The 25,900-nt window shown below is 64.3% G+C and carries 23 protein-coding genes; 11 read left to right on the top strand and 12 right to left on the bottom strand.

Going from position 1 to position 25,900, the window contains the following annotated elements; genetic code table 11:
• Positions 1 to 76: 76 nt before the first annotated feature.
• A complete protein-coding gene (locus N1058_RS10355) occupies positions 77 to 976 on the bottom strand; it encodes a LysR family transcriptional regulator (RefSeq protein ID WP_265517431.1) in 900 nt (299 codons plus the stop codon).
• 104 nt (positions 977 to 1,080) lie between these two features.
• Between N1058_RS10355 and N1058_RS10350 the strand changes: the two genes are divergently transcribed.
• Complete coding sequence (locus N1058_RS10350) at positions 1,081 to 2,070, top strand: zinc-dependent alcohol dehydrogenase family protein (protein ID WP_265517430.1); 990 nt, start codon at positions 1,081 to 1,083, stop codon at positions 2,068 to 2,070.
• Between the two features lie 160 nt (positions 2,071 to 2,230).
• Here N1058_RS10350 and N1058_RS10345 read toward each other — a convergent pair whose 3' ends face one another.
• Entirely contained in the window at positions 2,231 to 3,130 is a 900-nt protein-coding gene (locus N1058_RS10345; protein WP_265517429.1) for a LysR family transcriptional regulator, read from the bottom strand.
• Between the two features lie 112 nt (positions 3,131 to 3,242).
• On the opposite strand from N1058_RS10345, the gene N1058_RS10340 reads away from it, so the two are divergent.
• From N1058_RS10340 to N1058_RS10320, 5 genes are all read left to right on the top strand, one after another.
• A complete protein-coding gene (locus N1058_RS10340) occupies positions 3,243 to 3,878 on the top strand; it encodes a glutathione S-transferase family protein (protein WP_265517428.1) in 636 nt (211 codons plus the stop codon).
• 34 nt (positions 3,879 to 3,912) lie between these two features.
• Complete coding sequence (locus N1058_RS10335) at positions 3,913 to 6,033, top strand: pyridoxamine 5'-phosphate oxidase family protein (protein WP_265517427.1); 2,121 nt, start codon at positions 3,913 to 3,915, stop codon at positions 6,031 to 6,033.
• A gap of 307 nt (positions 6,034 to 6,340) precedes the next feature.
• Positions 6,341 to 6,790: a (2Fe-2S)-binding protein gene (locus N1058_RS10330; protein ID WP_265517426.1), complete on the top strand. Its 450-nt coding sequence runs from the start codon at positions 6,341 to 6,343 to the stop codon at positions 6,788 to 6,790.
• Between the two features lie 13 nt (positions 6,791 to 6,803).
• Complete coding sequence (locus N1058_RS10325) at positions 6,804 to 9,026, top strand: xanthine dehydrogenase family protein molybdopterin-binding subunit (protein WP_420847967.1); 2,223 nt, start codon at positions 6,804 to 6,806, stop codon at positions 9,024 to 9,026.
• Entirely contained in the window at positions 9,026 to 9,394 is a 369-nt protein-coding gene (locus N1058_RS10320) for a c-type cytochrome (protein ID WP_265517425.1), read from the top strand. Before N1058_RS10325 ends, N1058_RS10320 begins: the two co-directional genes overlap by 1 nt.
• Before the next feature lie 95 nt (positions 9,395 to 9,489).
• On the opposite strand, the gene N1058_RS10315 is transcribed toward N1058_RS10320, so the two are convergent.
• The 4 genes from N1058_RS10315 to N1058_RS10300 are packed head-to-tail and all read right to left on the bottom strand — an operon-like array spanning position 9,490 to position 12,083.
• Positions 9,490 to 10,383 carry an MBL fold metallo-hydrolase gene (locus N1058_RS10315; RefSeq protein WP_265517424.1) on the bottom strand — a complete coding sequence of 298 codons (894 nt, stop codon included), beginning with the start codon at positions 10,381 to 10,383 and terminating at the stop codon, positions 9,490 to 9,492.
• A 33-nt stretch (positions 10,384 to 10,416) separates the two neighbouring features.
• Positions 10,417 to 10,740, bottom strand: a complete 324-nt coding sequence (locus tag N1058_RS10310; protein ID WP_265517423.1) for a MoaF-related domain-containing protein — start codon at positions 10,738 to 10,740, stop codon at positions 10,417 to 10,419.
• Between the two features lie 31 nt (positions 10,741 to 10,771).
• Positions 10,772 to 11,416: a DsbA family protein gene (locus tag N1058_RS10305; RefSeq protein WP_265517422.1), complete on the bottom strand. Its 645-nt coding sequence runs from the start codon at positions 11,414 to 11,416 to the stop codon at positions 10,772 to 10,774.
• Between the two features lie 55 nt (positions 11,417 to 11,471).
• Entirely contained in the window at positions 11,472 to 12,083 is a 612-nt protein-coding gene (locus N1058_RS10300; RefSeq protein WP_265517421.1) for an NAD(P)-dependent oxidoreductase, read from the bottom strand.
• A 150-nt stretch (positions 12,084 to 12,233) separates the two neighbouring features.
• Here N1058_RS10300 and N1058_RS10295 point away from each other — a divergent pair, with 150 nt between their 5' ends.
• Complete coding sequence (locus N1058_RS10295) at positions 12,234 to 12,620, top strand: winged helix-turn-helix transcriptional regulator (RefSeq protein ID WP_265517420.1); 387 nt, start codon at positions 12,234 to 12,236, stop codon at positions 12,618 to 12,620.
• 148 nt (positions 12,621 to 12,768) lie between these two features.
• On the opposite strand, the gene N1058_RS10290 is transcribed toward N1058_RS10295, so the two are convergent.
• From N1058_RS10290 to N1058_RS10280, 3 genes are all read right to left on the bottom strand, one after another.
• Complete coding sequence (locus N1058_RS10290; protein ID WP_265517419.1) at positions 12,769 to 13,674, bottom strand: sigma-70 family RNA polymerase sigma factor; 906 nt, start codon at positions 13,672 to 13,674, stop codon at positions 12,769 to 12,771.
• A gap of 26 nt (positions 13,675 to 13,700) precedes the next feature.
• A complete protein-coding gene (locus N1058_RS10285) occupies positions 13,701 to 14,360 on the bottom strand; it encodes a flavodoxin family protein (protein ID WP_265517418.1) in 660 nt (219 codons plus the stop codon).
• Positions 14,361 to 14,762: 402 nt separating this feature from the next.
• Positions 14,763 to 15,941 (bottom strand): RHE_PE00001 family protein, encoded by a 1,179-nt coding sequence (locus N1058_RS10280; RefSeq protein WP_265517417.1) that lies wholly within the window; start codon positions 15,939 to 15,941, stop codon positions 14,763 to 14,765.
• A gap of 158 nt (positions 15,942 to 16,099) precedes the next feature.
• On the opposite strand from N1058_RS10280, the gene N1058_RS10275 reads away from it, so the two are divergent.
• On the top strand, positions 16,100 to 16,363 hold the full coding sequence (locus tag N1058_RS10275; RefSeq protein ID WP_265517416.1) for a WGR domain-containing protein: 264 nt from the start codon (positions 16,100 to 16,102) through the stop codon (positions 16,361 to 16,363).
• Here N1058_RS10275 and repC read toward each other — a convergent pair.
• The 3 genes from repC to repA all read right to left on the bottom strand — a co-directional run bounded on the left by repC (position 16,351) and on the right by repA (position 20,295).
• Complete coding sequence (gene repC, locus N1058_RS10270) at positions 16,351 to 17,670, bottom strand: plasmid replication protein RepC (RefSeq protein WP_265517415.1); 1,320 nt, start codon at positions 17,668 to 17,670, stop codon at positions 16,351 to 16,353. The genes N1058_RS10275 and repC overlap by 13 nt on opposite strands.
• Positions 17,671 to 17,932: 262 nt before the next feature.
• Positions 17,933 to 19,018: a plasmid partitioning protein RepB gene (gene repB, locus N1058_RS10265; protein ID WP_265517414.1), complete on the bottom strand. Its 1,086-nt coding sequence runs from the start codon at positions 19,016 to 19,018 to the stop codon at positions 17,933 to 17,935.
• Positions 19,015 to 20,295, bottom strand: coding sequence for a plasmid partitioning protein RepA (gene repA / locus N1058_RS10260; protein WP_265517413.1), 1,281 nt, complete (start codon positions 20,293 to 20,295; stop codon positions 19,015 to 19,017). Before repA ends, repB begins: the two co-directional genes overlap by 4 nt.
• 740 nt (positions 20,296 to 21,035) lie before the next feature.
• Between repA and N1058_RS10255 the strand changes: the two genes are divergently transcribed.
• The 3 genes from N1058_RS10255 (at position 21,036) to N1058_RS10245 (ending at position 25,897) form a co-directional block, all read left to right on the top strand.
• Positions 21,036 to 21,608 carry a TetR/AcrR family transcriptional regulator gene (locus N1058_RS10255; RefSeq protein ID WP_265517412.1) on the top strand — a complete coding sequence of 191 codons (573 nt, stop codon included), beginning with the start codon at positions 21,036 to 21,038 and terminating at the stop codon, positions 21,606 to 21,608.
• A 26-nt stretch (positions 21,609 to 21,634) separates the two neighbouring features.
• Complete coding sequence (locus N1058_RS10250; protein WP_265517411.1) at positions 21,635 to 22,717, top strand: efflux RND transporter periplasmic adaptor subunit; 1,083 nt, start codon at positions 21,635 to 21,637, stop codon at positions 22,715 to 22,717.
• A gap of 90 nt (positions 22,718 to 22,807) precedes the next feature.
• Positions 22,808 to 25,897, top strand: a complete 3,090-nt coding sequence (locus tag N1058_RS10245; RefSeq protein WP_265517410.1) for an efflux RND transporter permease subunit — start codon at positions 22,808 to 22,810, stop codon at positions 25,895 to 25,897.
• The last annotated feature ends 3 nt before the right edge of the window (positions 25,898 to 25,900 follow it).

The following is a 25,900-nucleotide window of genomic DNA, read 5'->3' as shown; positions in this document are numbered from 1 at the left end:
TTGAAGATGCCAGCAAGCGGCCGTTCAGCCGACGACTCCACCAGCTCATGGAGGCAGTTAATCGCGCCCTGGGTATTCATGTCATATATTCGGGCAAAGCAGCAGCCAACGCATCGATAGCCACGCGAATCTTCGACGGCAAGTACGGCGTCTGCAGCCAGAGCACATAATTGTCGAACACATGTCCGGGATGATCCGCCAGCAGCGGGACAAGTGATCCCGCCTGAATGCGCTCGCGAACCAGCCATGATGGCAGCCAGGCGAGCCCCATGCCCGCGGTTGCGGCGTCGGCGATCGCATCGAGGTCATCGAGACGCAGCCGGTTGGCTGGCGCGACCTCTGCCGGCGGCCGGCCTTGACGGGGAAACAGCCATGAATGGACCCAGCCGGGCCTGCTGTAGACGACGGCATGATGGCAGCCTAGGTCATCCAGGTCCCGTGGCCGACCGTGTTTCTCGAGATAGGATGGCGACGCACAGACGACCATGCGGTGGCGTGCGACGCGGCGTGCCATCACACCGGTCTTGTCCTCCAGCTTGCCGGTCCGGATGGCGAGATCGTAGCCGTCGTCCGCAAGGTCTACGATGCGGTCGTTGAACGACAGATCAAGCTCCAACTCAGGATAATGCTGCGCAAGCTCCAGCAGGATTGGGGCAACGCAGTGCTTGCCCAACAATGCGGGCATGGTGACACGCAGCCGCCCGCGCGGCTGGGAGAGCTGCTCGGCCACCAGCGCGTCCGCAGCTTCGGCTTCAGCGAGCACGATCCGGCAGCGTTCGTAGTAGGCACGCCCGAATTCCGTGATGCTTTGGCGGCGAGTTGTCCGGTTGATGAGGCGCACACCCAGACGCTCTTCAAGATACCGGACATGCTTCCCGACCATCGGTCCGGAGAGATCGAGCGCAGCGGCGGCGGCGGCGAACGAGCCCAGATCGACGGCTTTGACGAACACGGCCATACTTGTAAGTCGATCCACTATTGATAACCCTCAGTTTCTTCTGTCCTGCCTGTATGGCCATTTATCCAGAAGATGGTGGCATGCATAGATTATTTAGCTCAATTATTTTGGAGTTATAGCTGATGGCACGTGTCATTCGTTTTCACGAGCATGGCGGTCCCGAGGTGCTGCGCATCGATGAGGCCGATGACGCAGGGCCCGGTCCGGGAGAGCTTCAAATCCGTGTCAGAGCGCTAGGCCTCAACCGGGCCGAGGCATTGCTGCGCTCGGGATCGTACATCGAGACCCCGAAATTGCCCTCCGGTCTTGGCCTCGAGGCGGCGGGCACCGTTGCAGCAGTCGGTGAAGGCGTTGAGGGCTTCACGTCAGGCGATGCCGTCAGCGTCATACCGCCAATATCGATGGTGCGCTGGCCCGCCTATAGTGAGCTTGCCACGTTTCCTGCCGAGTTCGTTGTCAAGCACCCGCCATCGCTCAGTTGGGAAGCGGCGGCAGCCGTTTGGATGCAATACCTCACCGCATACGGGGCACTGATCGACATTGCCAAACTCCGCAGCGAGGACTTCATTGTCATTACCGCTGCGTCAAGCAGTGTCGGCCTGGCCGCGATCCAAATGGCCAACATCATTGGCGCAACCGTGATCGCGGTCACGCGGACGTCTGCCAAGAAGGAGGCCTTGCTCAACTCCGGCGCTGCCTATGTCATCGCCTCGGCGGAGGAGGATCTGGAAGCCCGGCTGAAGGAAATAACCGGCCCAGACGGCGTGCGTGTCGTATTGGACCCGATCGGCGGCCCGATATTCGGACCCCTGACGGCCGCGATGTCGCGTGGCGGCATTCTCATCGAATATGGCGGCTTGAGCTCCGAGCCAACACCCTTCCCGCTGTTCCCGGTGTTGAGCAAGACACTGACATTGCGTGGTTACCTCGTGCACGAGATCGTCGGCGATCCGGTGCGGTTGGAAGCGGCCAAGGGATTCATCCTCGACGGACTGGTCTCGGGGTCGCTTCGGCCGGTAATCGCCAAAACCTTTCCTTTCGATCAGATCGTCGAGGCACACCGCTTCCTGGAATCGAACAATCAGTTCGGCAAGATTGTCGTGACGGTTTGACCGATCCTGCACTCTCCCGGTTTGCGCGCCGCCAAAAAGGCGGCGGTGTCCGCAAACCGATGACCGTCGCTTGCGTCCTGGGCTGAACTTCAACACTTCACCGGGCTTTCGTTCGCCAAACGCAAGCCACCGGGCCGATTGGCTTGGAACTGGCAGTCGGTCAGCTCAACCAGGTCTCCGCGCGCAAACGCTCGACCGCGAGATCGACGAAGGCACGCACGCGCGCAGCGGCGCGGCGCCCTTCAACATGGACCACGTGGACGGGGATGGGGGGCGGTTCGTGGTTGGCGAGCAAGATCTCGAGCTTGCCGGTGCGGACCTCCTGCTCCACCTGGTAGGCGAGCAAACGGACAATGCCCCGCCCCGCCACGGCCGCGGCGACGGCGACCTCCGCCGAATTGGCAAGGAAGCGCGCCGCCGGCCGCACGATCCTGGTGCGGCCGGCGACCGGAAAGGCCCATTGCCGCTGCGGCACCGAGAAGGAGAAGTCGATCGCCTCCATGCGCAGTAGGTCGGCCGGCTCCCTTGGAACGCCACGCTCGGCGATATAAGAGGGCGCGCCGCAGACGACATGTCGCATGGAGCCGACCTGGATCGCCATGAGCGACGAGTCCGGCAGGTGCGCGATGCGCACAGCGATGTCGAGGCCTTCTTCGACAAGGTCGACGACCCTGTCCACCAGGAGAGTGCGCACCCCGACTTCCGGGTGGCGGGCGAGGAAATCGATGGCGATAGGCGCCACGAACAGACGGCCGAACATCGAAGGCGCCGTCACCGCGACCTGGCCGCGCAGTTCTGAATGGGCGCCGGTGGCGGAGGCCTCAGCCTCGGCCAGTTCTTCCAGAATGCGCCTGCCGTCCGCGAGAAAACGCGCCCCGGTTTCGGTCAGGCGGACGACCCGCGTGGTGCGACTGAACAGGCGCACGCCGAGATGGTCTTCCAGCGCGGCCACCGCGCGGGTGACGGCCGGTGGCGACATGCCGAGCCGCTTCGCCGCAGACGCGAAGCCTCCTTCCTCGGCCACGGCGATGAGAACCTGAATGCTCCTGAACCGATCCATCGATTGTTCCGATTATCGAAATTATTTGCTGAGCCTTTATCGTATTAACACAGTCTCTAAAAAGAACGATCCTTGCAACGTCGTCCATCCGATGTTGCTCAAGGAAGTTCCCATGTTCGCAGAAATGAAGCCTGTCCTCCTCCATCGCCACCCGCTCTCGGGCCATTGCCACCGCGTCGAGCTGTTTTTGTCGCTGCTCGGCCTGCCTGTCGAGTTCGTCGAGGTCGACCTTGCCCAAGGGGCGCACAAGGGGCCCGACTTCCTTGCCCGTAATCCCTTCGGTCAGATTCCGGTGCTGGAGGACGGCGACGTGGTGCTCGCCGACAGCAACGCCATCCTCGTCTATCTCGCGCTTACATACGACGCCTCGCGCAGCTGGTATCCGGCAGACCCGGTCGCCGCAGCTGCGGTTCAGCGGTGGCTGTCGGTCGCTGCGGGGCAGCTCGCCTACGGCCCTGCCACGGCACGTCTCGCCACCGTGTTCAAGCTCCCGCTCGACCACGAGCGGGCAAAGAGCATCGCCGACCAGCTTTTCACGATCCTCGAAGCCCATTTGGCCTCGAGGCCGTTCCTCGTTGGAGAGGCGGCGACCATTGCCGATGTCGCGCTTTATGCCTACACGGCGCGCGCACCGGAAGGCGGCGTGGCGCTTGCGCCTTATCCCAGGGTGAGCGCGTGGCTTTCCCGTATCGAGGCGCTGCCCGGCTTCGTGCCGATGCCCGAGGTGCCGGGACCCGTGGTTGCCTAGCAAAGCATCTCAAAGTTCAACCTTGGAGAGATCCATGTCCTCCCCGCAGACCTACCAGCCGCTTCCAGGATGGGATCGGGACAGCTCGCCCTACCATGCGGGGGAGCAGGCCGTGCAGGCGCGTGCGGGCGCCCGTGAGATGGCCGAGCGCATCGGGCGCAAGGTGATCCGAAGCTTCATGCCCGACCAGCACCGGGAGTTCTTCGCAGAGCTGCCCTTCGTCATCCTGGGCAGCCTCGATGCTGCAGGGCAGCCCTGGGCCTCGATCCTTGCCGGCCCGCCGGGCTTCGTGCAATCGCCCGATCCGCGCCGGCTAACGGTTGCAGGGCGGCCGCTCTCAAGCGATCCGCTGCGCACCAACCTCAGGAAGGATGCGGCCATTGGCGTGCTGGGCATCCAGCCCGAGACGCGTCGCCGCAACCGGGTGAACGGGCGGATGATCGAAGCTGGCAATGACAGCTTTACGATCGCCGTCGATCAGAGCTTCGGCAACTGCCCGCAATATATACAGGCCCGCGCGCCGCATTTCATCGCCCCTGCTTCCAATAGCGAAGCCGGCAAACCCATCCGCCGGGAAGGTGCGGTGCTCTCTGACGAAGCAGCCGAGATGGTGCGCACGGCCGACACATTCTTTATCGCCACCGCCTCGCCCGGCGCAGGCGGAGAGAACCCCGTCGAAGGCGCCGACGTGAACCACCGCGGTGGCAAGCCGGGCTTTGTCGACCTGCGACGGGAGGATGGACGCTCGGTGCTGGTCGCGCCGGACTTCGCCGGCAACTCTGCCTTCTCCACCTTCGGCAACCTGCTGCTCAATCCGAAGGCCGGCCTGCTCTTCGCAGACTTTGCCGCCGGTCATGTGCTGATGCTGACCGGTGAGGCCGAGGTGATCTGGGATGCGCCGGAGGTTCGGGCTTTTCCCGGCGCGGAGCGGCTCCTCTCCTTCCGCATGAGCGAGGGCCTGTTCATGGCGAACGCCTTGCCCATGCGCTGGTCGCACCCCGAGCCTGCGCCGCAAATAGCCGCCACCGGCACATGGGCGGATATAGCGCGCGCTGCCGACGACACAGCCCAGGCGAATACCTGGCGCCGTTTCGTCGTCACGCGGGTCGAAGAGGAGAATGGGTCGGTGCGCTCCTTCCATCTCTCGCCGCAGGACGGCAAGGCCATCGAGCCTCACCTGCCGGGCCAGTTCCTGCCGATCGCTGTCGAGGTTCCCGGCGAGGCGCAGCCACTCCGGCGCACCTACACGATCTCCAGCGATGCGAATGGCCGGGAATACAGACTGACCGTGAAGCGCCAGACTCACGCCGGTGAGCAGCCGAGCGTCAGCAATTGGCTGCACGCCTATGCGCAGGCGGGTACGGTCATTCGTGCTCTGGCACCGCGTGGCGACTTCATCCTCGATACGAGCAGCCGCAGACCCATCGTGCTTTTGTCCGCCGGCATCGGCGTAACGCCGATGTTCGCCATGCTCGGCCACCTGACCGGCGGCATGGTCGGACGGCCGCACCAGCCCGACCGTCCGATCTTCTTCATCCATGCCGCGCGGGATGGCGCAGAGCACGTCTTCTCCCGCGATGTCCGCCTTCTCGCCGAACGCAATACGAACCTGACTGTGCATGTGCGCTACTCCCGCCCGCGGCCGCAAGATGTTCAGGGGCGCAACCACGACAGCACCGGGCGCATCGACCGGGCGCTGCTGCAGTCCCTCCTGCCGCTTGACGACTATGAGGTCTATCTCTGCGGACCGGCGGGGTTCATGCAGACGGCCTATGACCTGCTGACCGGTCTCGGCATCGCCGATGAGCATATCCATGCCGAAGCCTTCGGCCCGGCGCGGCTCCAACGCCGGGCAGCGCCAATGCAGGAGGAACGCCGGAAGCTTGCGCCGGCGGCGGAAGCCGAAGTCACATTTCGTCCGGCGGACATACGCCTCTCCTGGAAACCGGCGAAGGGTTCGCTGCTCGACCTTGCCGAGGCCGCCGGCGTCGATGCCCCCTGGAGCTGCCGGGCCGGCGTCTGCGGCACCTGCACGGCCCGGCTCGTGGAGGGCTCCGTCGCCTACCCTGAGGAACCGACGGCAAGCTGTGGTCCTAATGAAGTCGTGATCTGCTCGGCGGTGCCCGCGAGCCGCGCGCTCGTGCTCGATCTTTGACGAATGTGCTGTGAATTAAGAGGCGGCATTTACGGGGATTGCCATCATCGCGCCATCGGCTACACCGGCTCGAAGATTCCGGCAGACGGGTGCGGGACTGAGACCGCGATGTCCACGGCGGCCATATGGAGCGATAACAGGAACGTTCCCCCTTCCGAAGCGCGGTCAGAGGCGTTTTGGCGTCTTCCGCAAGTCACTTTGACATATTCTGCCAGTCACAAGCGCTGCGCAATCGACCACGATCGCCTCTCACCGCCACCGGATCGGCATGAATGCATGCTGGTCCTCGGAATAGGAAAGACGGGCCATGGTGACGATCACGATCAACGACATTGACCATGCGGTCGAAGCGGACGAAGGCATGCCGCTTCTGTGGGTCATCCGAGACATCCTGGGATTGACCGGCACCAAATATGGCTGCGGCATCGGAATGTGCGGGGCCTGCACCGTGCTTATCGACGGGCAGCCCACGCGCTCCTGCGTGACACCCATCGAGAGTGTCGGCGGACTTGCTGTCACCACCATCGAAGCGATCGAGGACGATCCGGTCGGCCGCCGCGTGGTCGAGGCCTGGGTGGCAAGCCAGGTGCCGCAGTGCGGCTACTGCCAGTCTGGCCAGGTACTGGCAGCCACTGCGCTGCTGAAGCAGAGTCCGCAGCCGAGCGAAGAAGACATCACCGCGACGATGACCAATCTGTGCCGCTGCGGCACCTACAACGCCATCGCCGCCGCCGTGCGGCAGGCTGCGCAGGGTTGAGGAGGGCGAACGCATGAATGCCATCGAGCGCCACATGGTCAACCTTGAGCAATCGTCGGACCGCTCGCCGGTCAACCTGTCGCGCCGCGGCTTTCTCGGTGCGTCGCTCGGCGCACTGGTCTTGGGCGTTGCGCTGCCCGGCCGAGTGGCGCGCGCTCAGGAGGCGGCGGAAATCGAACCCGGCATGCGGGTGAGCGCTTTCATCGAGATCCGCGCCGATGGCGGCGTGCGGCTGCAGAGCCCCTTCATCGAAGGCGGGCAGGGCATCTACACCGCCCTGGCGCAGATCGTCGGCGAGGAGCTCGACGTGGATCCGGCCAGTTTCATCGTCGAATGTGCCCCTCCCGGTCCCGACTATCAGCTGGGCGGTTTCCGTTTCACCGGCGGCAGTCGCTCGGTCCGGTCAAGTTACGAGACGATGCGACGCCTGGGGGCGGCGGCACGGCAGATGCTGCTTCAGGCTGCGGCGGCGCGCCTTGATCTGCCGGTTGCCGATCTTTCCACAGAGCCCGGCCGCGTGATCCACCCGGCTTCGGGCCATGCGCTGAGCTACGGAGAACTTGCTGCGGAAGCCGCTGACCTTCCGGTGCCGGAGAACGTGGCACTGCGGGCGGAGACCGATTTCCGCTGGATCGGCCAGCCCGCTGCGCGGCTGGACGTCCGGGACAAGTCCATGGGCAAGGCCGTCTACACCATCGACGTCAAGGTGGACGGCATGCTGCACGCTGCGGTGCAGCATGCCCCGCGCCTCGGCGGCGAGCCAGGCACGCTCGCCAACGAGGCGGAGGTGAAGGCGATGCACGGCGTCCATTCCATCCATCGCCTTCCCGGCGCGGTGGCGGTCGTTGCCGACCTCTGGTGGCGCGCCCGTCAGGCAGTGGAGGCGCTGCAAGTCAGCTGGACCGAGCCTGCTCCCGACACGCAGAACGCCATGCCGGCGGACTTCTCCACAGAAGCGCTGCGCGCCAAGCTTGCTTCCGCCCCTGGCCCAGGCCTCCAGGCCGAATCCCACGGCGACCCGGCTGCTGCGCTGGAAGGCGCGGCGCGAGTGGTGGAAGCCACCTACGATGCGCCCCTGCTTGTGCACGGCCAGCTCGAGCCGCCGTCGACGATCGCACGCTGGAACGAGGACGGGACGCTCGATCTCTGGCTGCCGAACCAGGCGCCGGACGTGTTCCAGCAGGTCGCGGCGAATGTTGCCGGGATTGAGCAGCAAAATGTGCGGATCCATTCGCCCATGCTCGGCGGCTTTTTCGGCCGGCACTTCCTTTACGACAACGCCAATCCGTTTCCCCAGGCGATCCTCCTCGCCAGAGCCGTCGGCCGTCCGGTCAAGCTGATCTGGAGCCGGGAGGAAGAGTTCCTGCGCGATGCGATGCGGCCGCTCGTCGTCGCACGCTTCCGTGCCGGGCTTGACGCCGAGGGTCTGCCCACGGCCATCGACATTGAAGCGGTCGGCGATGGTCCGGGATTCGAGCCACCGGACACACCGAGGGCATCGGTAGTGGAAGGCCTGGCGGAAAAGCCCTATGCGATCCCGAACCGTCGGGCGGCGCATGTCAAGGTTCCCTATCCGGTTACGCTCGGCTACTGGCGCTCGGTCGGCCATTCCATGAACGCCTTCTTCTATGAGGGTTTTCTGGATGAACTGGCCGATGCCGGCGGGCACGATCCTTACGAGCTGCGCCTGCGCCTCCTGGCCGACCAGCCGCGTCACCGAACGCTGCTGGAGGCGGTCGGCGAACTCTCGGGCGGCTGGAAACGCGGGCCATTTACGGCGGAAGACGGCAGCCGGCGCGCCCGCGGCGTGGCCATGGCCTCGCCGTTCGAAAGCGAGGTGGCAACCATTGCCGAAGTCTCGATCGAGCATGGCGAAGTGGTTGTCCACGACGTCTGGGTCGCCATCGACCCCGGGAGCATCGTGAACCCGGCAATCGTCGAGGCGCAGGTCACATCCTCGGTGGCGATGGGCCTTTCCTCGGCACTGCTGGAGGAAGTGGTCTACAACGACGGCATGCCGCAGGCCCGCAATTTCGACCTTTATCCCTTCCTTGCGCGCTACCAGATGCCGCGCGTGCACGTGCGCATTGTCGAGAGCGGCGCGCCCATGGGCGGCATTGGAGAGCCGGGCGTTCCCGGCGTGCCGCCGGCCGTGGTCAATGCTGTCGCGGCACTGACCGGGCAGCGTGTCCGCAGCCTGCCGCTGTCGAAGGTCCAGTTCGAGGGAACTCTTTGATGAAGAGGGTGCTTGCGGCTGCTCTGCCGGTCCTGCTGCTTCTGGCAGGCCCGACAGCAGCCCAGGAAGGCGATGCCGAACGCGGGCAGGCCCTCTTCCGACGGCAATGCGCCGCTTGTCATCAAGTGGCGCAGCCGCGAAACGGTGTCGGACCGGCATTGCAGAATGTGGTCGGCCGGCCTGCGGCCAACGCGGAGGGCTTCAGCTACTCGCCGGCCCTGCAGGAGTCCGGCATCACCTGGACGCCCGGGACGCTCGACACCTATCTCGCCAATCCCGCCGGCATGGTGCGCGGTACGCGGATGATGCTGCGCGTGGCAGACGAGCAGCAGCGCCGGGACATCATCGAGTTTCTGGCTGCGCAATGATGCGGCGAGCGGCCATGCGCGGCTTGCTCACGATTGAAGCTATAGCCATAGGGGCCGGCCGGCTTGAATGCCGGCCGGTCCATTGATCCCCTGGCTCAGCCCCACTTCATCTCGCCTTTGGCGACCTTGGCGCCGATCTCGAGGGCGACATCCAGGCCGGCATCCGGATAGCGCTTCTTCATCGCCGCGATGAGTTCGGCGCTGTCCTTGGCCTTGGCGAACTCCTCTTCATAGGCGACAAGATAGTCGCGCGTGAAGGTGACGCCGGAGAGATCGGTCGGCCAATCCGGCTTCATGTGGCCGGGCACGACGATCTTCGGATTGTGCGCGGCGATGCCGTCCAGGGCGCGGATCCAGGCCGCGCGATCTTCCGGGTTGGGAACGTCGGCGATCCAGGGATGCAGACCACCATAAACCAGGACGCCGCCGAAAACCGCTTCGAGCGAGGGAACCCAGTGGTAGCGGCGATCGTGCATGTCTTCGATGGTGACGATTTCAACCGTCTCGCCGTCGACCGAAAGCGATGTCACGTCGGAAGGTTCCGGCATCACGACCTCGTCGACCGACTGCGGGCCGTTGTCGCCAAGCTGCGGTCCCCAGGCCTCGATCTTTCCCACGACATTTTCCTCGATGGCGGCGACCGTGTCGGGCGCTGCAATCACACGGGCATCCGGAAACGCGGCTTTCACCGGAGCGAGGCTGAAATAGTAGTCGGGATCGTTGACGCTGACGTAGACGGTCGTGAGCTTCAGGCCGCTCGCCTTGATCGCGTCGGCGACAGCGCTGCCGTCGGAGAGCGTAAAGCCGCCGTCGATGAGAATTGCCTCGGTGGCACCTTTGAGGAGCACGGGCGCACGGAAGAAGCCGCTGTCCTTGGTCGGGAAATACTCCCACGACAGTGACGATTGTGCCAATGCGGGCAGCGGCAAGACGGCCATGGCGGCACCGGCGGTCAGCGTCGTTTTCATGAGTTCTCTTCTCGTATACATGGAATGCTCCTGGTTTGGGGGTTGATGAGGAACTCAGTCCAGACGCGTCCAGCTCCCGGTGAGGGTGAGGAACTTGTGGTCCGGAAGCGTGATGGCGGCGTGGACGGTGTCGTATTCGAAATCCTCGACATGGGCGACGGTGATGCCGTCCGCCTCCTGCCAGGTCACCATGAACACGCCGGGGCGGATGTAGGTCGCCCGATAGGTTTCGGTGGTTGCGGCGGCCTCGAAATCCTCGGCGGCGAAGGGTGCCCATCGCAATGTCTTGCCATCCGTGTCGAAAGCGACGCGAAAGACGGGGTCGCCATAATCCGCCTTGTAGGTATGGCCGGTTGCGGGAAATGCGGTGTCGGTCACGGGTTTTCCTCGTTCTTTGCTTTGGGCGATGTCACGCGGCGCGCAGACCCGCGATCAGATCGTCAGCACCGCCATAGAGCGTGCTCGAATTGACGAGGCGGGCGTCCCGCCCCTCTCCAGCGATGAGGGTCGGCACGCCCCGTGCACCGAAGCGGTGCATCTCGGCCTGTGCCGCCTCGATCCGGCCCGCGTTAAACGCTCGCAGTTCTTCATCGGGGGCTGCAAAGCGCTCGGCGGCCTCATCGAGATCCAGTTCGGCCAGGACATCGGCGATGACGGCCAGATCGCCATTGTCGCGCCCCTCGACATAGCGGGCGCGCTGGATAGCCTTCAGGGCCTCGAACTCCCTTTCGGGCGCGATCAGGCGCACGGCGCTCAGCGCCAACGCGGCGGGGCCGGAATCCACTTGGCCTGCTCCGCTTTCCAGAACGTTCCTGCGATAGGCTTCACTGAAGATCTGGCCGGTGAGCTTGGCGATGCGCTGGTCGGCTTCCCATGCATGCGCCGCAAAACCGGCGTTCATCGGGAACGCGCCAGCGCCGGCGAACAATCCGGTCGGGATGATCGTGACCTCGATGTCGTCCTGTTGCATGAGCTTCCCGATCGCGGGCGAGGCGCCGTAGCACCAGCCGCAGAGCGGATCGAAGAGATAGGTGAGTTGGATTGTCTCGGACATGGATAAGGCTCTTTGTTATGAGGCGCCGACTTCCGGTTTGGCCGCCGGCCTCGGTTCAGTATCCGACGGTGAAGCGCTGGCGTATGTGCTTGGGGTCTTCGATCTCGTCCACCATGGCGATGGCGTAATCCTCGAAGGAAATGCTCGAACCGTTTTCGCCGGTCAGCAGTTCGTCCTTGCCGGTCCGGAACCTGCCCGTCCGCTCGCCGGGCACGAACAGGGCCGAGGGCGACAGGAACGTCCAGTCGAGGTCGTCGATCGTGCGCAGATATGCGAGCGTTTCGGCGCCTTTGGAGGCTTCCTCCTTGTAGGCGGCCGGGAAGTCGGGCTGGTCGAGAAGGCGCTTGCCGGGCGCGACTTCCAGGCTGGCCGCGCCGCCGACAACCAGATAGCGGGTGACGACCGCCTTGCGCAGGGCGTCGGTGATGATCGAGAAATCCGTGCCGACGAACCGGGTCGCGCTGACGACGGCGTCATGCCCCTCGACGAGTTCGGCCAGGGACGCGCCGTCCCGCGCATCGCCCTCGACGGCCGTCACGCCCGGCAGCGCAGGAGTTTTTACGGTGCTGCGCGCAATGGCTGTGACCTGATGTCCCCGATCGGACAGTTCCTCGAGAATGCGCGATCCGACATTGCCGGATGCGCCGATAAGCGCGACATGTGCCATGTCCATCCCTCTTCGGTTTGATATCCTGATCAGGTCTACAAACTAGACCTTGACCGGCCACCTATGGTATCGGGATCGCCCTTGCAAGACGTCATCGTCCGGTGATCAGGTCAGTCCGGTGTGACCACGGGCATCATGGAGCGCAGCAGAATGAGCCAGGAAAATCTCGTTTCCATTCCCTTCGTGTTCGAACAACCTTGTCCGATCAGAGACGTTCTCGACAGGATCGGAGACCAATGGAGTCTGCTCATTCTCCAGGTGCTTGAGCATGGAACCATGCGCTTCAGCGAGATCGAGCGAGCGATCACCGACATCTCCAAGCAGATGCTCTCCAAAACGCTGAGACGTCTGGAGGAGGACGGCTTCGTGCGGCGCACCCTCTATCCGGAGGTGCCGCCGCGCGTTGAATACGAGCTGACGGACCTCGGCCGCTCCTTCCTGGTGCCGATGAAGAGGCTCATTGCCTGGGCGAATGAGAACCATCGGGCGATCTGCGAGGCGCGTGGCGAATATGGCGTAAAGAACGGTGGCCGGTGAGCGGAGCTCTTGCGGTTCCTCGGCGACGGCCGCGATGGATGGCTCGATTGAGCCCACCCACGGCGTTGGTCCTGCGTGCAGCGGCGGGCAACGAAGCGCTGCGCCAGATCATCGCGAGGTCGCACGCCCCCGTTCGCGGCGGTTCGGTTTATTGGCAGTCGGCAGACAGCGAGGAAATGAGCGGTGGCTCGTCAGAGGGCACCAGGTGTTTTAGCTTCTGGGGATTGCGCGTGACGTAGATAGCGACAATCCTCGCGTTTGCGAACTGCAAAGCAGTTGTCTGCACGATATCGTCTGATTCAACTGTAATGAAACCCGGCAGCCCGTTAATGGTGGCATAGCGGATCAGCCGGGATGGCGACCTGGCAAAATACCGGACAAGCGCACCGAAGAGCTTCATCGCTGCATCAAGTCCGACTGCTGGGGCTATGGTCGCCGGAACCTTCCCGCCGCCATCGGCATAGACGACGATGTCCTCGGCCAGGAGCGTGCGCAGCGCGCGCATGTCACCGCTCCGTGACGCGGTGAAGAAAGCGGCCGCAAGCTTTCGCCCATGCTCCCCAGACGCCGTAAATCTCGGGCGGGCCTCATGGATGTGAGTCCGTGCCCGGCTGGCGAGCTTGCGGCACGTTGCTGCCTCTCGCCCGGTAGCATCCGCGACCTCATCGAAGCTCATGCCGAACACGTCATGCAGGAGAAAGGCTGCCCGCTCCAGCGGCGACAGCCTTTCCAGTGCGATCATCACTGGCAGCGTGATGTCGCTGGTCGGTTCCTCATCCTCCGGATCGACGATCGGTTCGGGGAGCCACGGTCCGATATAGATTTCACGCCGACGTCGGGCGGACTTCAGCTCGTTCAGGCAAAGCCGTGTCACAATGGTCCGCAGAAAGGCCGCCGGCTCTTGCACCGCCTTGCGATCGGAAGCGAGCCAGCGCACCCACGCATCCTGAACCACGTCTTCTGCGTCGGCAACCGATCCCAGCATCCGGTAGGCCATCTGGGTCAGGTGTCGGCGAAGATTGGAGCAGACCGGATGAGCACTTGTTTCAGTCATGGTACAGAATCTATCCGTCGATCATGTCATGAGGTTTCTACGTCCATACTTTTGCAGCCACGCGCGAATTGAAGCGCGGTCCTTGCCACGCGTCGACCCAGATGGCGCGCGGTCTCGAGATCGGACTCCGGTGGAGCCACGTCAGGACCCTCGTCAATATTCGACTGAGCGCCCGCGCCCAACCAGAATCCGAGCCTGTTCAGGTCGTCCTCTGATCCTGATGAGGAGCAGTTCGCCGGGGGCAGATCAAGGCTTACCCAATGCATTCCGTGCTGTGCGGCAAAGAGCGCCATTTGGATGAGTGTAGAGAGCTTGTCGCCGGATCTCGATCCGGAATTGGTGAAGCCGGAGGCGACCTTGTCCTTCCAAAGATAACCGCGGGCCATGATCGCGTTCGAGCTTGCTTCCTGGAACGCTTTGAACGAGGCGGAAGCCGCGCCGACATAGGTCGGTGCGCCGAAAATGATCGCCTGTGCCGCATTGAGATCGTCCCAACGCTGTTGCGCTTCCGCATCGGTCAGAAGCAGCGCGTTCACCCCGTCAATCTCTTCGACGCCTGCCCTGACCGCCTCGGCCTGGCGTCCGGTGTGTCCGTAACCGGTGTGATAAACGATCGCGACACATGTCGGTGGGGAAATCCCCGGTGCTCCGATGATGAGTTCCCGGCTCCTATCCTGATCGGCCATCTTCGTTTCCTTCGCGAATTGTCGGTTCAAGGAACATGACAAGGCAGCCGGGCAGGATGTGACGCGCGTGAGCAATTTTCTCGGGGTCGGCCTGACATTGCCCATCGCAGGGATGAGGTGCGGCACCAGCAGCGTCACGAGAGACGCGTTTGTTCCCAGCCGATACGATGAAGCTGAAACAATGGCTGAATGCGAGCGCCATCGTAAGACTGCGAGGACACCAACTGCCGCACACGAGATGCGTTTGCCCGCCGGCTTTTCAGCTTGGAGGGTTCCGCCCTGCTGGTCAGGACCAGATCCGGGACCAGAAGCCTCGAACGCTCAACGAGACCCTCGGCTACACGGCGGACCACCGGATCGACATTGCGGCGGGTGAGATTGATATTGATTTCGGCCTCTCACCTAAAGCACGGCCCAGGCCCGATAGCGTCCGCGTCCCGTGAGTTCCCGTGGCGCCAGTTCGCCGATCAGGTTGAGCGCCGCCCGTTGGGTGATCTTCAGCTCGTCGGCGATCATGCCGGCCGAAACGATCGGCCGCGACAGGATGAGTTCGGCCAGTTTCGGCAGGCGGGAGCTTTTTCGTCGCCCTCTTAGCCGGCGTTGGAACTGGGCGGCGGCGAGTTCCAGCCGGTCGATCTCCTTCATGCCGGCGAGCGCTCCGGCCGATATGGCGTCGAAGAAGGCATGGCAGCGGGTCGACGCCTTGCGCGACATGCGTTGCTCGCGGGGGATCTCGCGCAGGGCCGCCGCAAGGCTGAACAGATGCCGGGTCTTGCCCCTCTTGCGCAGGAACGCCGTGACCAGGAGATTACCCAGCCAGGGTTGCCGCTCCAGCGGCTGCAGTGCCTGCCATGCGTCCCAGGCGTGAAACGCCATCAGCACCGGCGGCAGGCCCGACGCCTCGATGCTTGAAAATCGGGCATGCCAGTCGGCCAGCAGGCCGCGCTCGTCCCTGTCCCCATCGCGGATCAGCGCGTCGATGGAGGCGGCGCCAGGTCCGGTAAAATCGGCCGCCTCCCCCGCTTGCGCCTGCGCTTCGCCCGGTGCCAGCGGCCACAGCGCGGCTTCAGCGGCATGGCTCCCTCCCCTGCCCTTCTGCGCCAGAAGCCGGTTGCTGCGCGCCAGCACCGCGTCGATCTCGGCCAACTCCTCGGCGAAGCGGTCGTCCTCATCGGGCGGCATTGCGGCCGCATCGGGCGGGGCCGGCCGTTCCGGCAGAGGCGCGGCAAGGCTCTCCTCCCGCGCCTGCAGCGCCGCGAGGCCGGCGGGCCCCGTCGCCCAATCGGGCGGTTCGGCGGCGATGCGCCGGCGCTTCCGCAAGACCATATGGGCGCGGGTCAGTTCGTGCGAGGGGCTGCGCACATCGAGCCGCCCGTCATGCAGCACCAGATCCTCCATGTGGACAAGTTCGCCTTCGAGCCAGCAGGCGGCAACCGCATCGGCGAAATCCCGGCGCAGCAGGAACCCATCGCCCCGGTCGCTGCGCCCTATCCGCTCGTCGAGCCGTGCGAGCCCGTCTTCCGCCCGTGCAAGAGGCGAAAGCAGGTCCGGGTGGTCGAGAAGGAGAGATTCGTAAGCCATTGGTTCATGGTTATCATTTCCTTAATACGGAAGCTATCTCAGTGTTAGCTTCCGTTGGTCGGGAAACGTCGCATCCATCAATTTCATGAATCGGTTGAGCCGGATCGATTCAGCAAATACGTTGGACGCGGAAAGCTTTGCCAGGCGAGACTCGGGCCATGGAGAAAACACCGTCCGAGCACCTTCTTTTCCGAATCGATGCCTCCCGCAATATGGCACGCTTTTATTGCCTGTCCATAGAATCCAGCCTGTTCGGCGATGCCGCGCTGGTGCGCCAATGGGGGCGGATCGGCACGCGCGGCCGCGCCCTGGTCAACCTCTATCGCAGTCAGACGGAGGCCCGGGCAGCCTTCGACCGGCTGCTTGCCGCCAAGCAGAAGCGCGGATACCGGCTGGATGCCAGAAGTCATCACGCCGCCTGACCTGAACCGAGCCGGTCCCGAAGACCACGCGCCGCCAGTACCGAAAGCATCGGCTTCAGCGAGAAATCTCCCATTTCCGCCCGCGCCGTCAGTCCGCGCAGATATCCGCCCGGCGATTTGATCTGGTCGATGCGCTCCAGGATCGCCGCGACCGCAGCCGCCGCAGCCGCCTGCCCCAGAACCTGCCGTGCTTTTTCCCAAGCGCTGCCCGATATGCCTAGCATGGAGCGGACAAGGTCGGCCGCCGCCGCCAGATCCCGCCAACCGGCGATGCCATGCGGCGCATAGTCCCTGATCTGGGGGCAGGCGGAGAGAACGAGCGTCAGCTCTATTGGCTCTACCGGTCGGCTTGGCCTTGGCGGTTGACAGCTGTCAACTTTCCGGGAGGAAGCGCTGACGTTACGGTCGTGCTTTTCAAAATCCAGTTGCTTATCTACTAAGGAATATTCTGACTCTGAACCCTCAATATGGCGCTCATTTTGCGCGTCATTGGCGCTCATTTTCGGTGATTCCGGGCTGGTTTCCGGGACGTTTGAGCTCGTTTCGACCGCTTGAACAGGGCTTTCAGCCAGGAATTCAGCCTCCAGACGCGCCCGCAGCGACACAAGCGCATCCCTGCGGCGCGTCAGTTCGGCCCGCGGCGTGTTGCGGCCGAGCCGCCCCGAGAGGGCTTCGAAATCGGCGATAAGGTCGCCCGCCGCCCTGCCCTCTTGCCCGGCCGCCTTCAGGATGGCCGCAATGTCGCGCAGATGGATGGTGATTTCGGCGCGCAGCATGCGGATCGCCTTCGCCTCCTCGCGGGCTTGCCCGGCCAGCCGCTCGATTTCGCCAGCCCGCATGACGAGCGGCGCAAGATCGAAGCCGAAGGCAGCCTCCACCTCGCCCTTGTCGTTGCGGCAGGCAAAGCGCTTGCCATTGGCGCTGTCGCGGCGCAGCATCATGCGCGCTTCCACCAGGCAGGCCAGATGACGGCGCAGCGTGGCCGGCGCCATGCCCCGGGTCCGGAGCGACAGTTCGGCGTTGGAAGGGAAGACGATCAACGGCCGGCGCAAATCGAGTTGGCGCTCGGGGTAAAAGCTCATCAGCGCTTCCAGCACGGCGATGGTGCGGTCCGACAGGCCAAGCGCGGCTTTGGCCTCCGTTACCGCGCGGATGAGTTTCCATTTGTCCGCCACGGCATCGGCCCGCGCCGAATCATCTTGCCCTGCGGCGGCCTTCCTGCTGCGCATTATTTGCTCGTTGAGTGCGAATTGCGCACGCGCCAACCCTCGCCCGCCGAATGGCGAGACGGCAAATCTGTCCGTCATGGCTCTTACCTTTCATCAGGCAAGAAAAAGACGGCCACCGGAACGGTCCGATGCTTGACATTGTCGGTCGGAAGTGATTCTTTCAGATTGCTACATCGAAAAGGGGCTTCCGGAATGGCAACGTTTCGGGGGCCTTTTTTCTTGCGGTCTCTACCTCGTTTTCAATTCATCTCGTTACGCTGTGGAACACTCTACGCGCGCCGGCCAAACCGTGGATAGATCGGCCGTGGGCCGATTGACCGCGGTCGGCCGACGCCAACTGTCATTCGCCCGCGCCTTCCTCGGCGAGACGTCGGGCAAGCTCCGGCAGGTGCTGCGCCACATAGGCGGCGAGCCCCGGATGGTTCTTCTCATCGAACTCAAGCTGCGGCCGTTCGCCCGGTGTCAGGCGGGCCACGATGCGGCCCTTCCCGTCCTCGATTACCCGTGGCTGCGGCTTTGGCGGCTTGCGGCCAGGCACCCGCTTGGCCAGCCGGTCGAAAAGCAGGCGGAAGCGCTCGTCCGAACCCGCATCGGCAAAGCGCCCGGAGCGGATTTCTTCCTGCGCCATCACCACGGCGGCTTCGCGCTTGAGAAATTCTGCCAAAGCCAGCCAGCGCGGCCGTCCGGCCTTGGGCGCGGGACCGATGGCGCGGGCTATATCGGCGGGCACGGCGCCGGCCACCGCCAGAAGCCGCGTCATCTCGGCCTTGTGGATCGATAGCGCCCGCTGGACGATGCCGCGCTCGAAGCCATGAGCGATCAGCGCATGGGCGAAAAAGGCGCGTTCGATGAAGGAGAGGTTGCGCCGCTCGGTGTTTTCCTTGCCCTGGGCCAGCACCAGTTCGTCATCGGTGAGCGTGCGGACGATGGCCTTGACCGGCTGACCCAGCCGAGCGGCGGCGCGCACGCGGCGATGGCCGTAGGCAACCTGGTACCGGCCTTCCGCTGTGGGGTGGGGGCGCAGGAGGACGGGGACCTGCTGGCCGTTCTCGCGCATGCTGTCGACCAGCCCCTGAAAGGCCTCGTCGCCCTTGTCCTCGTGGCTCAGCCGGTCGCGCACGAGCGAGGGATCGATCAACTCGGGATCGATCTCGACGACGCGTTCGCCCTTGGTCAGGCTTTCCTTGATGGCACGGGCCTCGTCGAGCTCCCGCGACATGGAATTGAGCGTAAGCCCCATGGCCTTGACCGCACCCGACGCGCTGCGACCGCCCTGGGGGGCCGACTGGCTCTTGGTCTCCGGTGCAGGTGGCAAGGGGTCCGGCGGTGCCGATGGAGCTTTGTCGGCCGGGGCAGGGGAGGGCGCCTCGCCTGGAAGCGGACCGCCGCCGAACAGTGCCTTGAGATGATCCTTGCGCTTGCTCATGCCGCTCCTCCCTCACGGCCCCCGTCACGATCCCATGCCGCGCGCACCAGCGCCTCGACCTCGGAATTGACAGCTGTCAACGCTTCCATGGCGCGATCGTAGGTCGTGCGGGTGAAATTGTCCCGGCCCACCTCGTAGAGCGTCTGCTTGGTCAGGCCGGCATCGGAAATCGCGGTGGATTTCACCATCGGCGCCGTCAGCACCCGTTCTCCGAATTGCGATCGCAGAAAGCCGACGATCTGCGTTTGCGGCCCGTCATTGGGCTCGTAGCGCGTGATGAGGTAGCGCAGGAAATCGAAATTGAGCGTTCCGCCGGCCGAACGCACCACCGATAGAAGATCGGCAGTCATGTAGAGGAACTGGCTCATGGAGGCCACGTCCAGCATCTGCGGATGCACCGTCACGATGACCGAAGTGGCCGCGCACAGGGCCGATAGCGTGAGGAAGCCGAGCTGCGGCGGGCAGTCGATGACGACGATGTCGTAATCGTCGGCGACCGAGGCAAGCGCCGCCTGGATGCGGGCGAAGAAGAAATCATCGGCCCGCGAGCCGGAGCCCGATCCCGTTTGCCGTTCGGCCAGCATGCGCGGCGTCGTGTGTTCGAACTCGTGCAGTTCGAGATTGCCGGGCACGATGTCGAGGCCGTCGAAATAGGTCTTGCGAATGATCTGCGAAAGCGGCCTGCGCTCCTCGTCATAGCGGATCGCGCCATAGAGCGTATCGTTGCCGGTGAGGTCGATTTCCGGCTGGTAGCCGAACAGCGCCGACATGGAGGCCTGCGGGTCGAGGTCGATGGCCAGCACACGATAGCCCTCCAGCGCCAGGTGCTGGGCGAGATGGGCGCTTGTCGTGGTCTTGCCGGAGCCGCCCTTGAAATTTGTCACGGCGATGACCTGCAGATGCTCGCTCTGCGGGTCGCGCCACTTCACATAGGAGCGGGCCTTGGCGTGGTTGCCCTTGGCGCGCGCCTGGGCGGCCAGGTGCTGGCGCAGCGCATTGATGTCGGCCAGCGAATAAAAGCGTCGCCCGCCGGGTCCGGTATCGGGCTGCGGGCCCTCGCCGGCGATGGATAATTGGCGCAGATAGCCGTCGGAAACGCCGATCAGTCGGGCTGCCTCGCCGCTCGTGAAAGTGCGCAACACCTTGCTCGACGTCGGCGCGAAAAGCCGGTCGCGCAGGGCGCGCAACTGCTCCGACAGCAAGGCGGCGTCGGCCGCGATCGTCTCGTCCGCCGCCGGACTTCCGGTTACCGGATTTGCGGTGTCTTCCAATGCCATTTTCCCTCCGGGAGGCCCACGCCTCCGTCTGCAATGGCTCTGCGCTGCGCCAGATATCCCATTGGCCTCGGCCAATGGGATACGCCCGATCTCCGGCAGGTTTCCCGGCGCGGCCAAATATTAGCCGGCTTTTCCACCCAACAACCCGCAGCTTATGCCGATTCGCCCCGTTCGCGCGACCCCGGTTACACTTTGCGCCGCAAATGCGGGCAAGCACCCCGTATCGGTTGTCAGGGCAAGCTACGCATGACTGGCAGGATTGATGCCGCCGGACCCCAGTTACGCTAAAACCATCTATTCACGATCAAATCCGTATCCATCTGGTATCGGCTGATCGCCCATCGTCAAGAAGTTTTTGGTTAACAAGTGGTTAACAGCAATGGGCGTCGCGGGCCGGACGACGCGCAAGCCCATGATATCGCGGCGATTCAGACCGTAGTGAAGGATCACCGATGCCTCGCGCAAGACAGGATAACGGTGGCCGGGGAGCCGTCATTCGACTTGAACGCGCATCGATGGGCAGACAAGGACGGGGAGGGGAGGGGCTGTGATTCTATCACCCGGACCGGTGCCCGGCGGATGCTGCATTGCAAAAAAATCATGCGTCACCCCTTTACTGTACCGTTTGGACGGTATATGTACCATCCGGACGGTTCGGAAGATGCAGGTATTCTTTCTGACCCCGCATCCCGACGAAATCCGGAACAACAGGCGCGGCGCGCCGCGCAGTAGGGCTGACCATGGTTGAAGTGACACGCACGGACAGACGCACATCCAATTCCCGGCAGGATATCCTCGAGGCGGCCCAGCGCCTGGCCTCGCGCGAAGGCGCGGGCAAGCTCACTATCGAGGCCGTTGCCAGGGAAGCCGGCCTGTCCAAGGGCGGGGTGCTTTACAATTTCCCCTCTAAGGATCTGCTTCTCAAGGGTATGCTCGACTGGATGATCGAGACGATCGCCCCGCTCATCGACGAGCATCGCGACGCGCTGGAGGGCCAGCCCAATCGCACACTGCGCGCGCTCATCAAGGCATCGGACTTCAAGGCCAAGAACATCGATCCTTCCGTTCCCATGGCCATTCTGGCCGTTGCCGCGGAAGATCCCGAACTTCTGGCGCCGATGCGCGCTGAGATGCAGGCACGCTGGCAGCAGGTGCTGGACGACGGCACCGATCCGGAGCTGGCGGCCCTGCTTTGGGCGGCGGCCGACGGGCTGATGTTTCACTGCATGCTTGGGACCGGAGTCTTCCCCGAAGAACGGCGCACCCACCTTCTGGGGCGCCTGGACGAACTTGCAACCCAAATCTGCAAATAGCGCACTACAAATAAAGGCACCCGACGATGTCAAAGTTCATTCGCTTCGGCGCGCTCGCGCTGACTGCACTTGCCCTTGCCGCCTGCTCGGAAAGCGAAGCCAATAACGAAAAGCCGGCACCCGTGCCGACCGTTTCGATCAAGGCCGTCTCCGACACGCCGTCGCTCGACACCCGCAATTTCGTCGGACGCCTGGCGCCGGTCAGCACCGTCGAAATGTCCTTCCGGGTCGGCGGCGAGCTGGTCGAAATGCCGGTGATGGAAGGAACAAAGGTGGAAAAGGGCGCGCTTCTGGCGGCGCTCGATCCGGTCGACTACGAACTCGCCTACCGCCAGGCCAAGCTTTCCGAGGAGCTTGCTCGCGCCGATTTCGAGCGCAAGGAAAAGCTGCTCGCCAGCCGCTCCGTGTCCAACGCTGTATTCGACCAGTCGAAGACGGAATATGAATTGCGCAAGGTCGCGGCCGAGAATGCGCAGCGCGATCTCCAGCACACGCGCCTCGAAGCACCCTTCGACGCGCTCATCACCCGGCGCCTGACCGATACCTACACCAATGTCGCTGCCGGCGCGCCTGTGCTGCGCATTCAGGATATCAGCGAGCTTCGCGTCAAGATTTCGGTGCCCGAAGATCTCGTCCGCCTCGTCGGACAGCCGGGCGCCATGCAGGTGGAAGCTTCCATCCCGGGCATCGACCGGCGCTTCCCGCTCGAATATCGCGAGCACAACACCGAGGCCAATGATGTCGCCCAGACCTATGAGGTGACGTTCGGCATGAAGCCGCCGGAAGGCCTTAACCTTCTGCCAGGCATGACCGCCTCGGTCGCCATACGCTATGCCGGCCCCATGGGTGACAAGGTGGCTGACAAGATGGGCGTCAAGCCGCTCTCCGTGCCGCTTTCGGCGGTCGATACCAGCGTCGATGGCTCCTTCCAGGTGTGGGTGTTCGACGCATCGACCAAGCAGGTCTCCCCGCGCAAGGTAACGCTCGGGAGCCTCGAGGGCGAGCGCGTGCCCATCCTGTCGGGGCTCGACGGTAACGAGATGATCGTCGCCGCCGGCGGGCCGAAGCTCCAGGATGGAATGACCGTCCGCTCCATGAACGCATTCTGACCAGGGCAGACCAGCGCCTGACCAAGCGGGCGCGCCACGCGCCTGCTTCCTTCCCATTTCCCGCGTCATTATTTTGAAAGCGATAGACTGATGCAGATCGCCCGCACAGCCATCGACCGCCCGATCTATACCTGGATCGTCATCCTGTTCTGCCTGTTCGGCGGCATCTGGGGCCTGTCGAGCGTCGGCCGGCTGGAAGATCCCGCCTTCACGCTGAAATCGGCCATCGTCGTCACCCAGTATCCCGGTGCCACCGCCGAGGAAGTGGAACAGGAGGTGACGGAGGTCCTGGAATCGGCCGTCCAGCAGATGTCCCAGCTCGATTTCGTCACCTCGAAATCCATGCCCGGCGTTTCCGAGCTTCAGGTCGAGATCAAGTCGACCTTTGACGGCGAGGAGATGCCGCAGATCTGGGACGAGCTGCGCCGCAAGATCGGCGACGCCCAGTCGAGCCTGCCCACGGGCGCGGGCCCCTCCATGGTCAACGACGATTTCGGCGATGTGTTCGGCCTGTTCTATGCCGTCACGGCTCCCGGTTTCTCCGACGCGGACAAGCGCTCCATTTCCAGCTTCCTGCGCCGCGAGCTCCTCACGGTTCCGGGCGTGGCGAAGGTGACGACGGCGGGCGAGCCGACCGAGACGATCTATCTGGAAATCGCCAACGAGAAGCTGACGCGCTTCGGCATTCCCATCGAGCAGGTGGTGTCCACCATCCAGTCCGAGAACGCGGTGGAGCAGGCCGGCGCGGTGCGCATCGGCGACAAGCGCGTGCGGATTTCGCTGCAGCCCTCCTTCGATTCGGTGGCCGCCATCGAGGCGCTGCGGGTCGGGCAGCCCGGTACGACCGAGCAGATCAGCCTGCTCGATATCGCGACGATTGTGCGCGCGCCGACCGAAGTGCCCGACCACATCATCCATTTCAACGGCGAAGACGCCTTCACGCTGGCGGTCGCCGGCGTCGCCGACACCAACATCGTGGAAGTCGGCCATGCCGTGGATGCAAAGCTCGCCGAGCTGGCGCCGCGCATTCCGCTGGGCGTGGAGATCAGCCCGATCTACCAGCAGCACGAGGTGGTCGACAGGGCGATCGGCGATTTCATGATCAACCTCGTCATGTCGGTGGCTATCGTGATCGGCGTGCTGTGCCTGTTCATGGGCTGGCGCATGGGCATCGTGGTCGGCGTCACCCTTCTGCTCACGGTGCTGGGCACGGTCATGTTCATGGCCATCTTCAGCATCGAGATGGAGCGCATCTCGCTCGGCGCGCTCATCATCGCCATGGGCATGCTGGTGGACAACGCCATCGTCATCGCCGAAGGCATGCTCATCAACATGCAGCGCGGCATGAGCGCGCGCGACGGGGCCGGCGACGCCGCCTCCCGCACCCAGATACCGCTTCTGGGCGCGACGGTGATCGGCATCATGGCCTTTGCCGGCATCGGCCTTTCGCCGGACGCGACAGGCGAGTTCCTGTTCTCTCTGTTCGCCGTCATCGGCATATCGCTGCTATTGAGCTGGGTGCTGGCGATCACCGTCACGCCGCTGTTCGGGCACTATCTCCTGAAACCGGGCTCGGGCGATGCCGATGCGGACCCCTATAAGGGCGCCATCTATGGCGGCTATCGCGGACTGCTTCGCGGCGCGCTGCGGGCGAAGGTGGTGACCATCGTCGCGCTGATCGCGCTCACCGGAGCCTCCTTCTACGGCTTCGGTATGGTGCGCCAGCAGTTCTTCCCCGATTCCAACACGCCGATCTTCTACGTCAACTACACGCTGCCGCAGGGCGCCGACATACGCGCCACCGAGCGCGACATGGGCGAGATCGAGAAGATCATCCTCGAAAAGCCGGGCGTGAAGGCCGTCTCCACCTTCGTCGGCAGGGGCGCCAGCCGGTTCATGCTGACCTATGCGCCCGAACAGCCGAACCCGGCCTATGGCCAGTTCATCGTGGAGATGGAGGAGCGCGGCCAGATCGACGCGCTGGCGGCGGACCTGCGCGACGAGCTCGGCGTGGCCTTTCCGCAGGCCGAGATCCGCACCGAGCGCCTGGTCTTCGGGCCCGGCGGCGGCGCCAAGATCGAGGCGCGCTTTTCCGGCAACGACCCGGCCGAGCTGAGGCGGCTGGCCGACGAGGCCATAACGGTCATGAAGGAGAGCGGCGCGCTGATCGACATCCGCCAGAACTGGCGCCAGCGCGAGCTGGTGCTGGCGCCGCGCCTCAACGAGGAGCGCGCGCGCATCTCCGGTGTCGGTCGCGGCGATGTCGCCCAGACGCTGGCCTTCGCGACCACCGGCATTCGCTCCGGCACCTATCGCGAGGGCGACGAGGTGATCCCCATCGTCGCCCGCCCGCCGGCCGACGAGCGCCTCGACGTGACGCGGCTCGAGGACCGCCTCATCTGGAGCTCGGGGCAGATGGCTTTCGTGCCGATCACCCAGATCGTCGAGAGCTTCGACACCGAGCCGCAGGAAGTCCTGATCCGCCGCCGCAACCGGGTGCGCACCCTGACCGTGCAGGCCGACCCGGCCGGCGACCTGACCGCGGTCGACGCCCACAACGCGGTGCGCGCCCGGATCGAGGCGATCCCACTGGAGCCCGGCTATCATCTGGAATGGGGCGGGGAGTATGAGAATTCCGGCGAGGCGCAGGAATCGCTGGGCCGCCAGCTTCCGCTGTCCTTCCTGGTCATGCTGGTGATCTCGGTTCTGCTGTTCGGCCAGTTGCGCCAGCCTCTGATCATCTGGCTGGTCGTGCCGATGGCGGTGTGCGGCGTGGTGGCGGGGCTGCTGTTCACCGGCCTGCCCTTCACCTTCACGGCGCTTTTGGGCCTGCTCAGCCTTTCCGGCATGCTGATGAAGAACGGCATCGTGCTGGTCGAGGAGATCGACGCGCAGATAGCCACCGGAATGCCGCGCGACAAGGCACTGGTCGACGCCAGCGTCAGCCGCTTGCGCCCCGTGTTCCTGGCCGCCGTCACCACCGTGCTCGGCATGCTGCCGCTTCTGAGCGACGCCTTCTTCGCCTCGATGGCTGTCACCATCATGGGCGGCCTCGCCTTCGCCACCGTCTTGACGATGATCGCCGTGCCGGTGCTCTACGCTTCCTTCTTCCGCATCAGGCTGGCGCGGGAGAAGGCGGGCGATGAGATGCCGGAGGCGGCGGTGCCGGAGGGCGCCTAGAGG

The organism is Nitratireductor luteus, from assembly GCF_026162365.1.
GTDB lineage: Bacteria > Pseudomonadota > Alphaproteobacteria > Rhizobiales > Rhizobiaceae > Chelativorans > Chelativorans luteus.
The sequence above is the reverse complement of the archived record's forward strand: the minus strand, read 5'-3'. Positions and strand labels throughout refer to the sequence as shown.

Excerpts from the sequence above, each read along its gene's own strand:
- N1058_RS10290 (WP_265517419.1), bottom strand. The coding sequence starts at position 13,674 with ATGACTGAAACAAGTGCTCATCCGGTCTGCTCCAATCTTCGCCGACAC.
- N1058_RS10255 (WP_265517412.1), top strand. The coding sequence starts at position 21,036 with ATGGTTGAAGTGACACGCACGGACAGACGCACATCCAATTCCCGGCAG.
- N1058_RS10295 (WP_265517420.1), top strand. The coding sequence starts at position 12,234 with ATGAGCCAGGAAAATCTCGTTTCCATTCCCTTCGTGTTCGAACAACCT.
- N1058_RS10320 (WP_265517425.1), top strand. The coding sequence starts at position 9,026 with ATGAAGAGGGTGCTTGCGGCTGCTCTGCCGGTCCTGCTGCTTCTGGCA.
- N1058_RS10340 (WP_265517428.1), top strand. The coding sequence starts at position 3,243 with ATGTTCGCAGAAATGAAGCCTGTCCTCCTCCATCGCCACCCGCTCTCG.
- N1058_RS10245 (WP_265517410.1), top strand. The coding sequence starts at position 22,808 with ATGCAGATCGCCCGCACAGCCATCGACCGCCCGATCTATACCTGGATC.
- repB (WP_265517414.1), bottom strand. The coding sequence starts at position 19,018 with ATGAGCAAGCGCAAGGATCATCTCAAGGCACTGTTCGGCGGCGGTCCG.
- N1058_RS10325 (WP_420847967.1), top strand. The coding sequence starts at position 6,804 with ATGAATGCCATCGAGCGCCACATGGTCAACCTTGAGCAATCGTCGGAC.
- N1058_RS10300 (WP_265517421.1), bottom strand. The coding sequence starts at position 12,083 with ATGGCACATGTCGCGCTTATCGGCGCATCCGGCAATGTCGGATCGCGC.
- N1058_RS10315 (WP_265517424.1), bottom strand. The coding sequence starts at position 10,383 with ATGTATACGAGAAGAGAACTCATGAAAACGACGCTGACCGCCGGTGCC.
- N1058_RS10285 (WP_265517418.1), bottom strand. The coding sequence starts at position 14,360 with ATGGCCGATCAGGATAGGAGCCGGGAACTCATCATCGGAGCACCGGGG.
- N1058_RS10345 (WP_265517429.1), bottom strand. The coding sequence starts at position 3,130 with ATGGATCGGTTCAGGAGCATTCAGGTTCTCATCGCCGTGGCCGAGGAA.
- repC (WP_265517415.1), bottom strand. The coding sequence starts at position 17,670 with ATGACGGACAGATTTGCCGTCTCGCCATTCGGCGGGCGAGGGTTGGCG.
- N1058_RS10350 (WP_265517430.1), top strand. The coding sequence starts at position 1,081 with ATGGCACGTGTCATTCGTTTTCACGAGCATGGCGGTCCCGAGGTGCTG.
- N1058_RS10250 (WP_265517411.1), top strand. The coding sequence starts at position 21,635 with ATGTCAAAGTTCATTCGCTTCGGCGCGCTCGCGCTGACTGCACTTGCC.
- N1058_RS10305 (WP_265517422.1), bottom strand. The coding sequence starts at position 11,416 with ATGTCCGAGACAATCCAACTCACCTATCTCTTCGATCCGCTCTGCGGC.
- N1058_RS10335 (WP_265517427.1), top strand. The coding sequence starts at position 3,913 with ATGTCCTCCCCGCAGACCTACCAGCCGCTTCCAGGATGGGATCGGGAC.
- repA (WP_265517413.1), bottom strand. The coding sequence starts at position 20,295 with ATGGCATTGGAAGACACCGCAAATCCGGTAACCGGAAGTCCGGCGGCG.
- N1058_RS10330 (WP_265517426.1), top strand. The coding sequence starts at position 6,341 with ATGGTGACGATCACGATCAACGACATTGACCATGCGGTCGAAGCGGAC.
- N1058_RS10280 (WP_265517417.1), bottom strand. The coding sequence starts at position 15,941 with ATGGCTTACGAATCTCTCCTTCTCGACCACCCGGACCTGCTTTCGCCT.
- N1058_RS10275 (WP_265517416.1), top strand. The coding sequence starts at position 16,100 with ATGGAGAAAACACCGTCCGAGCACCTTCTTTTCCGAATCGATGCCTCC.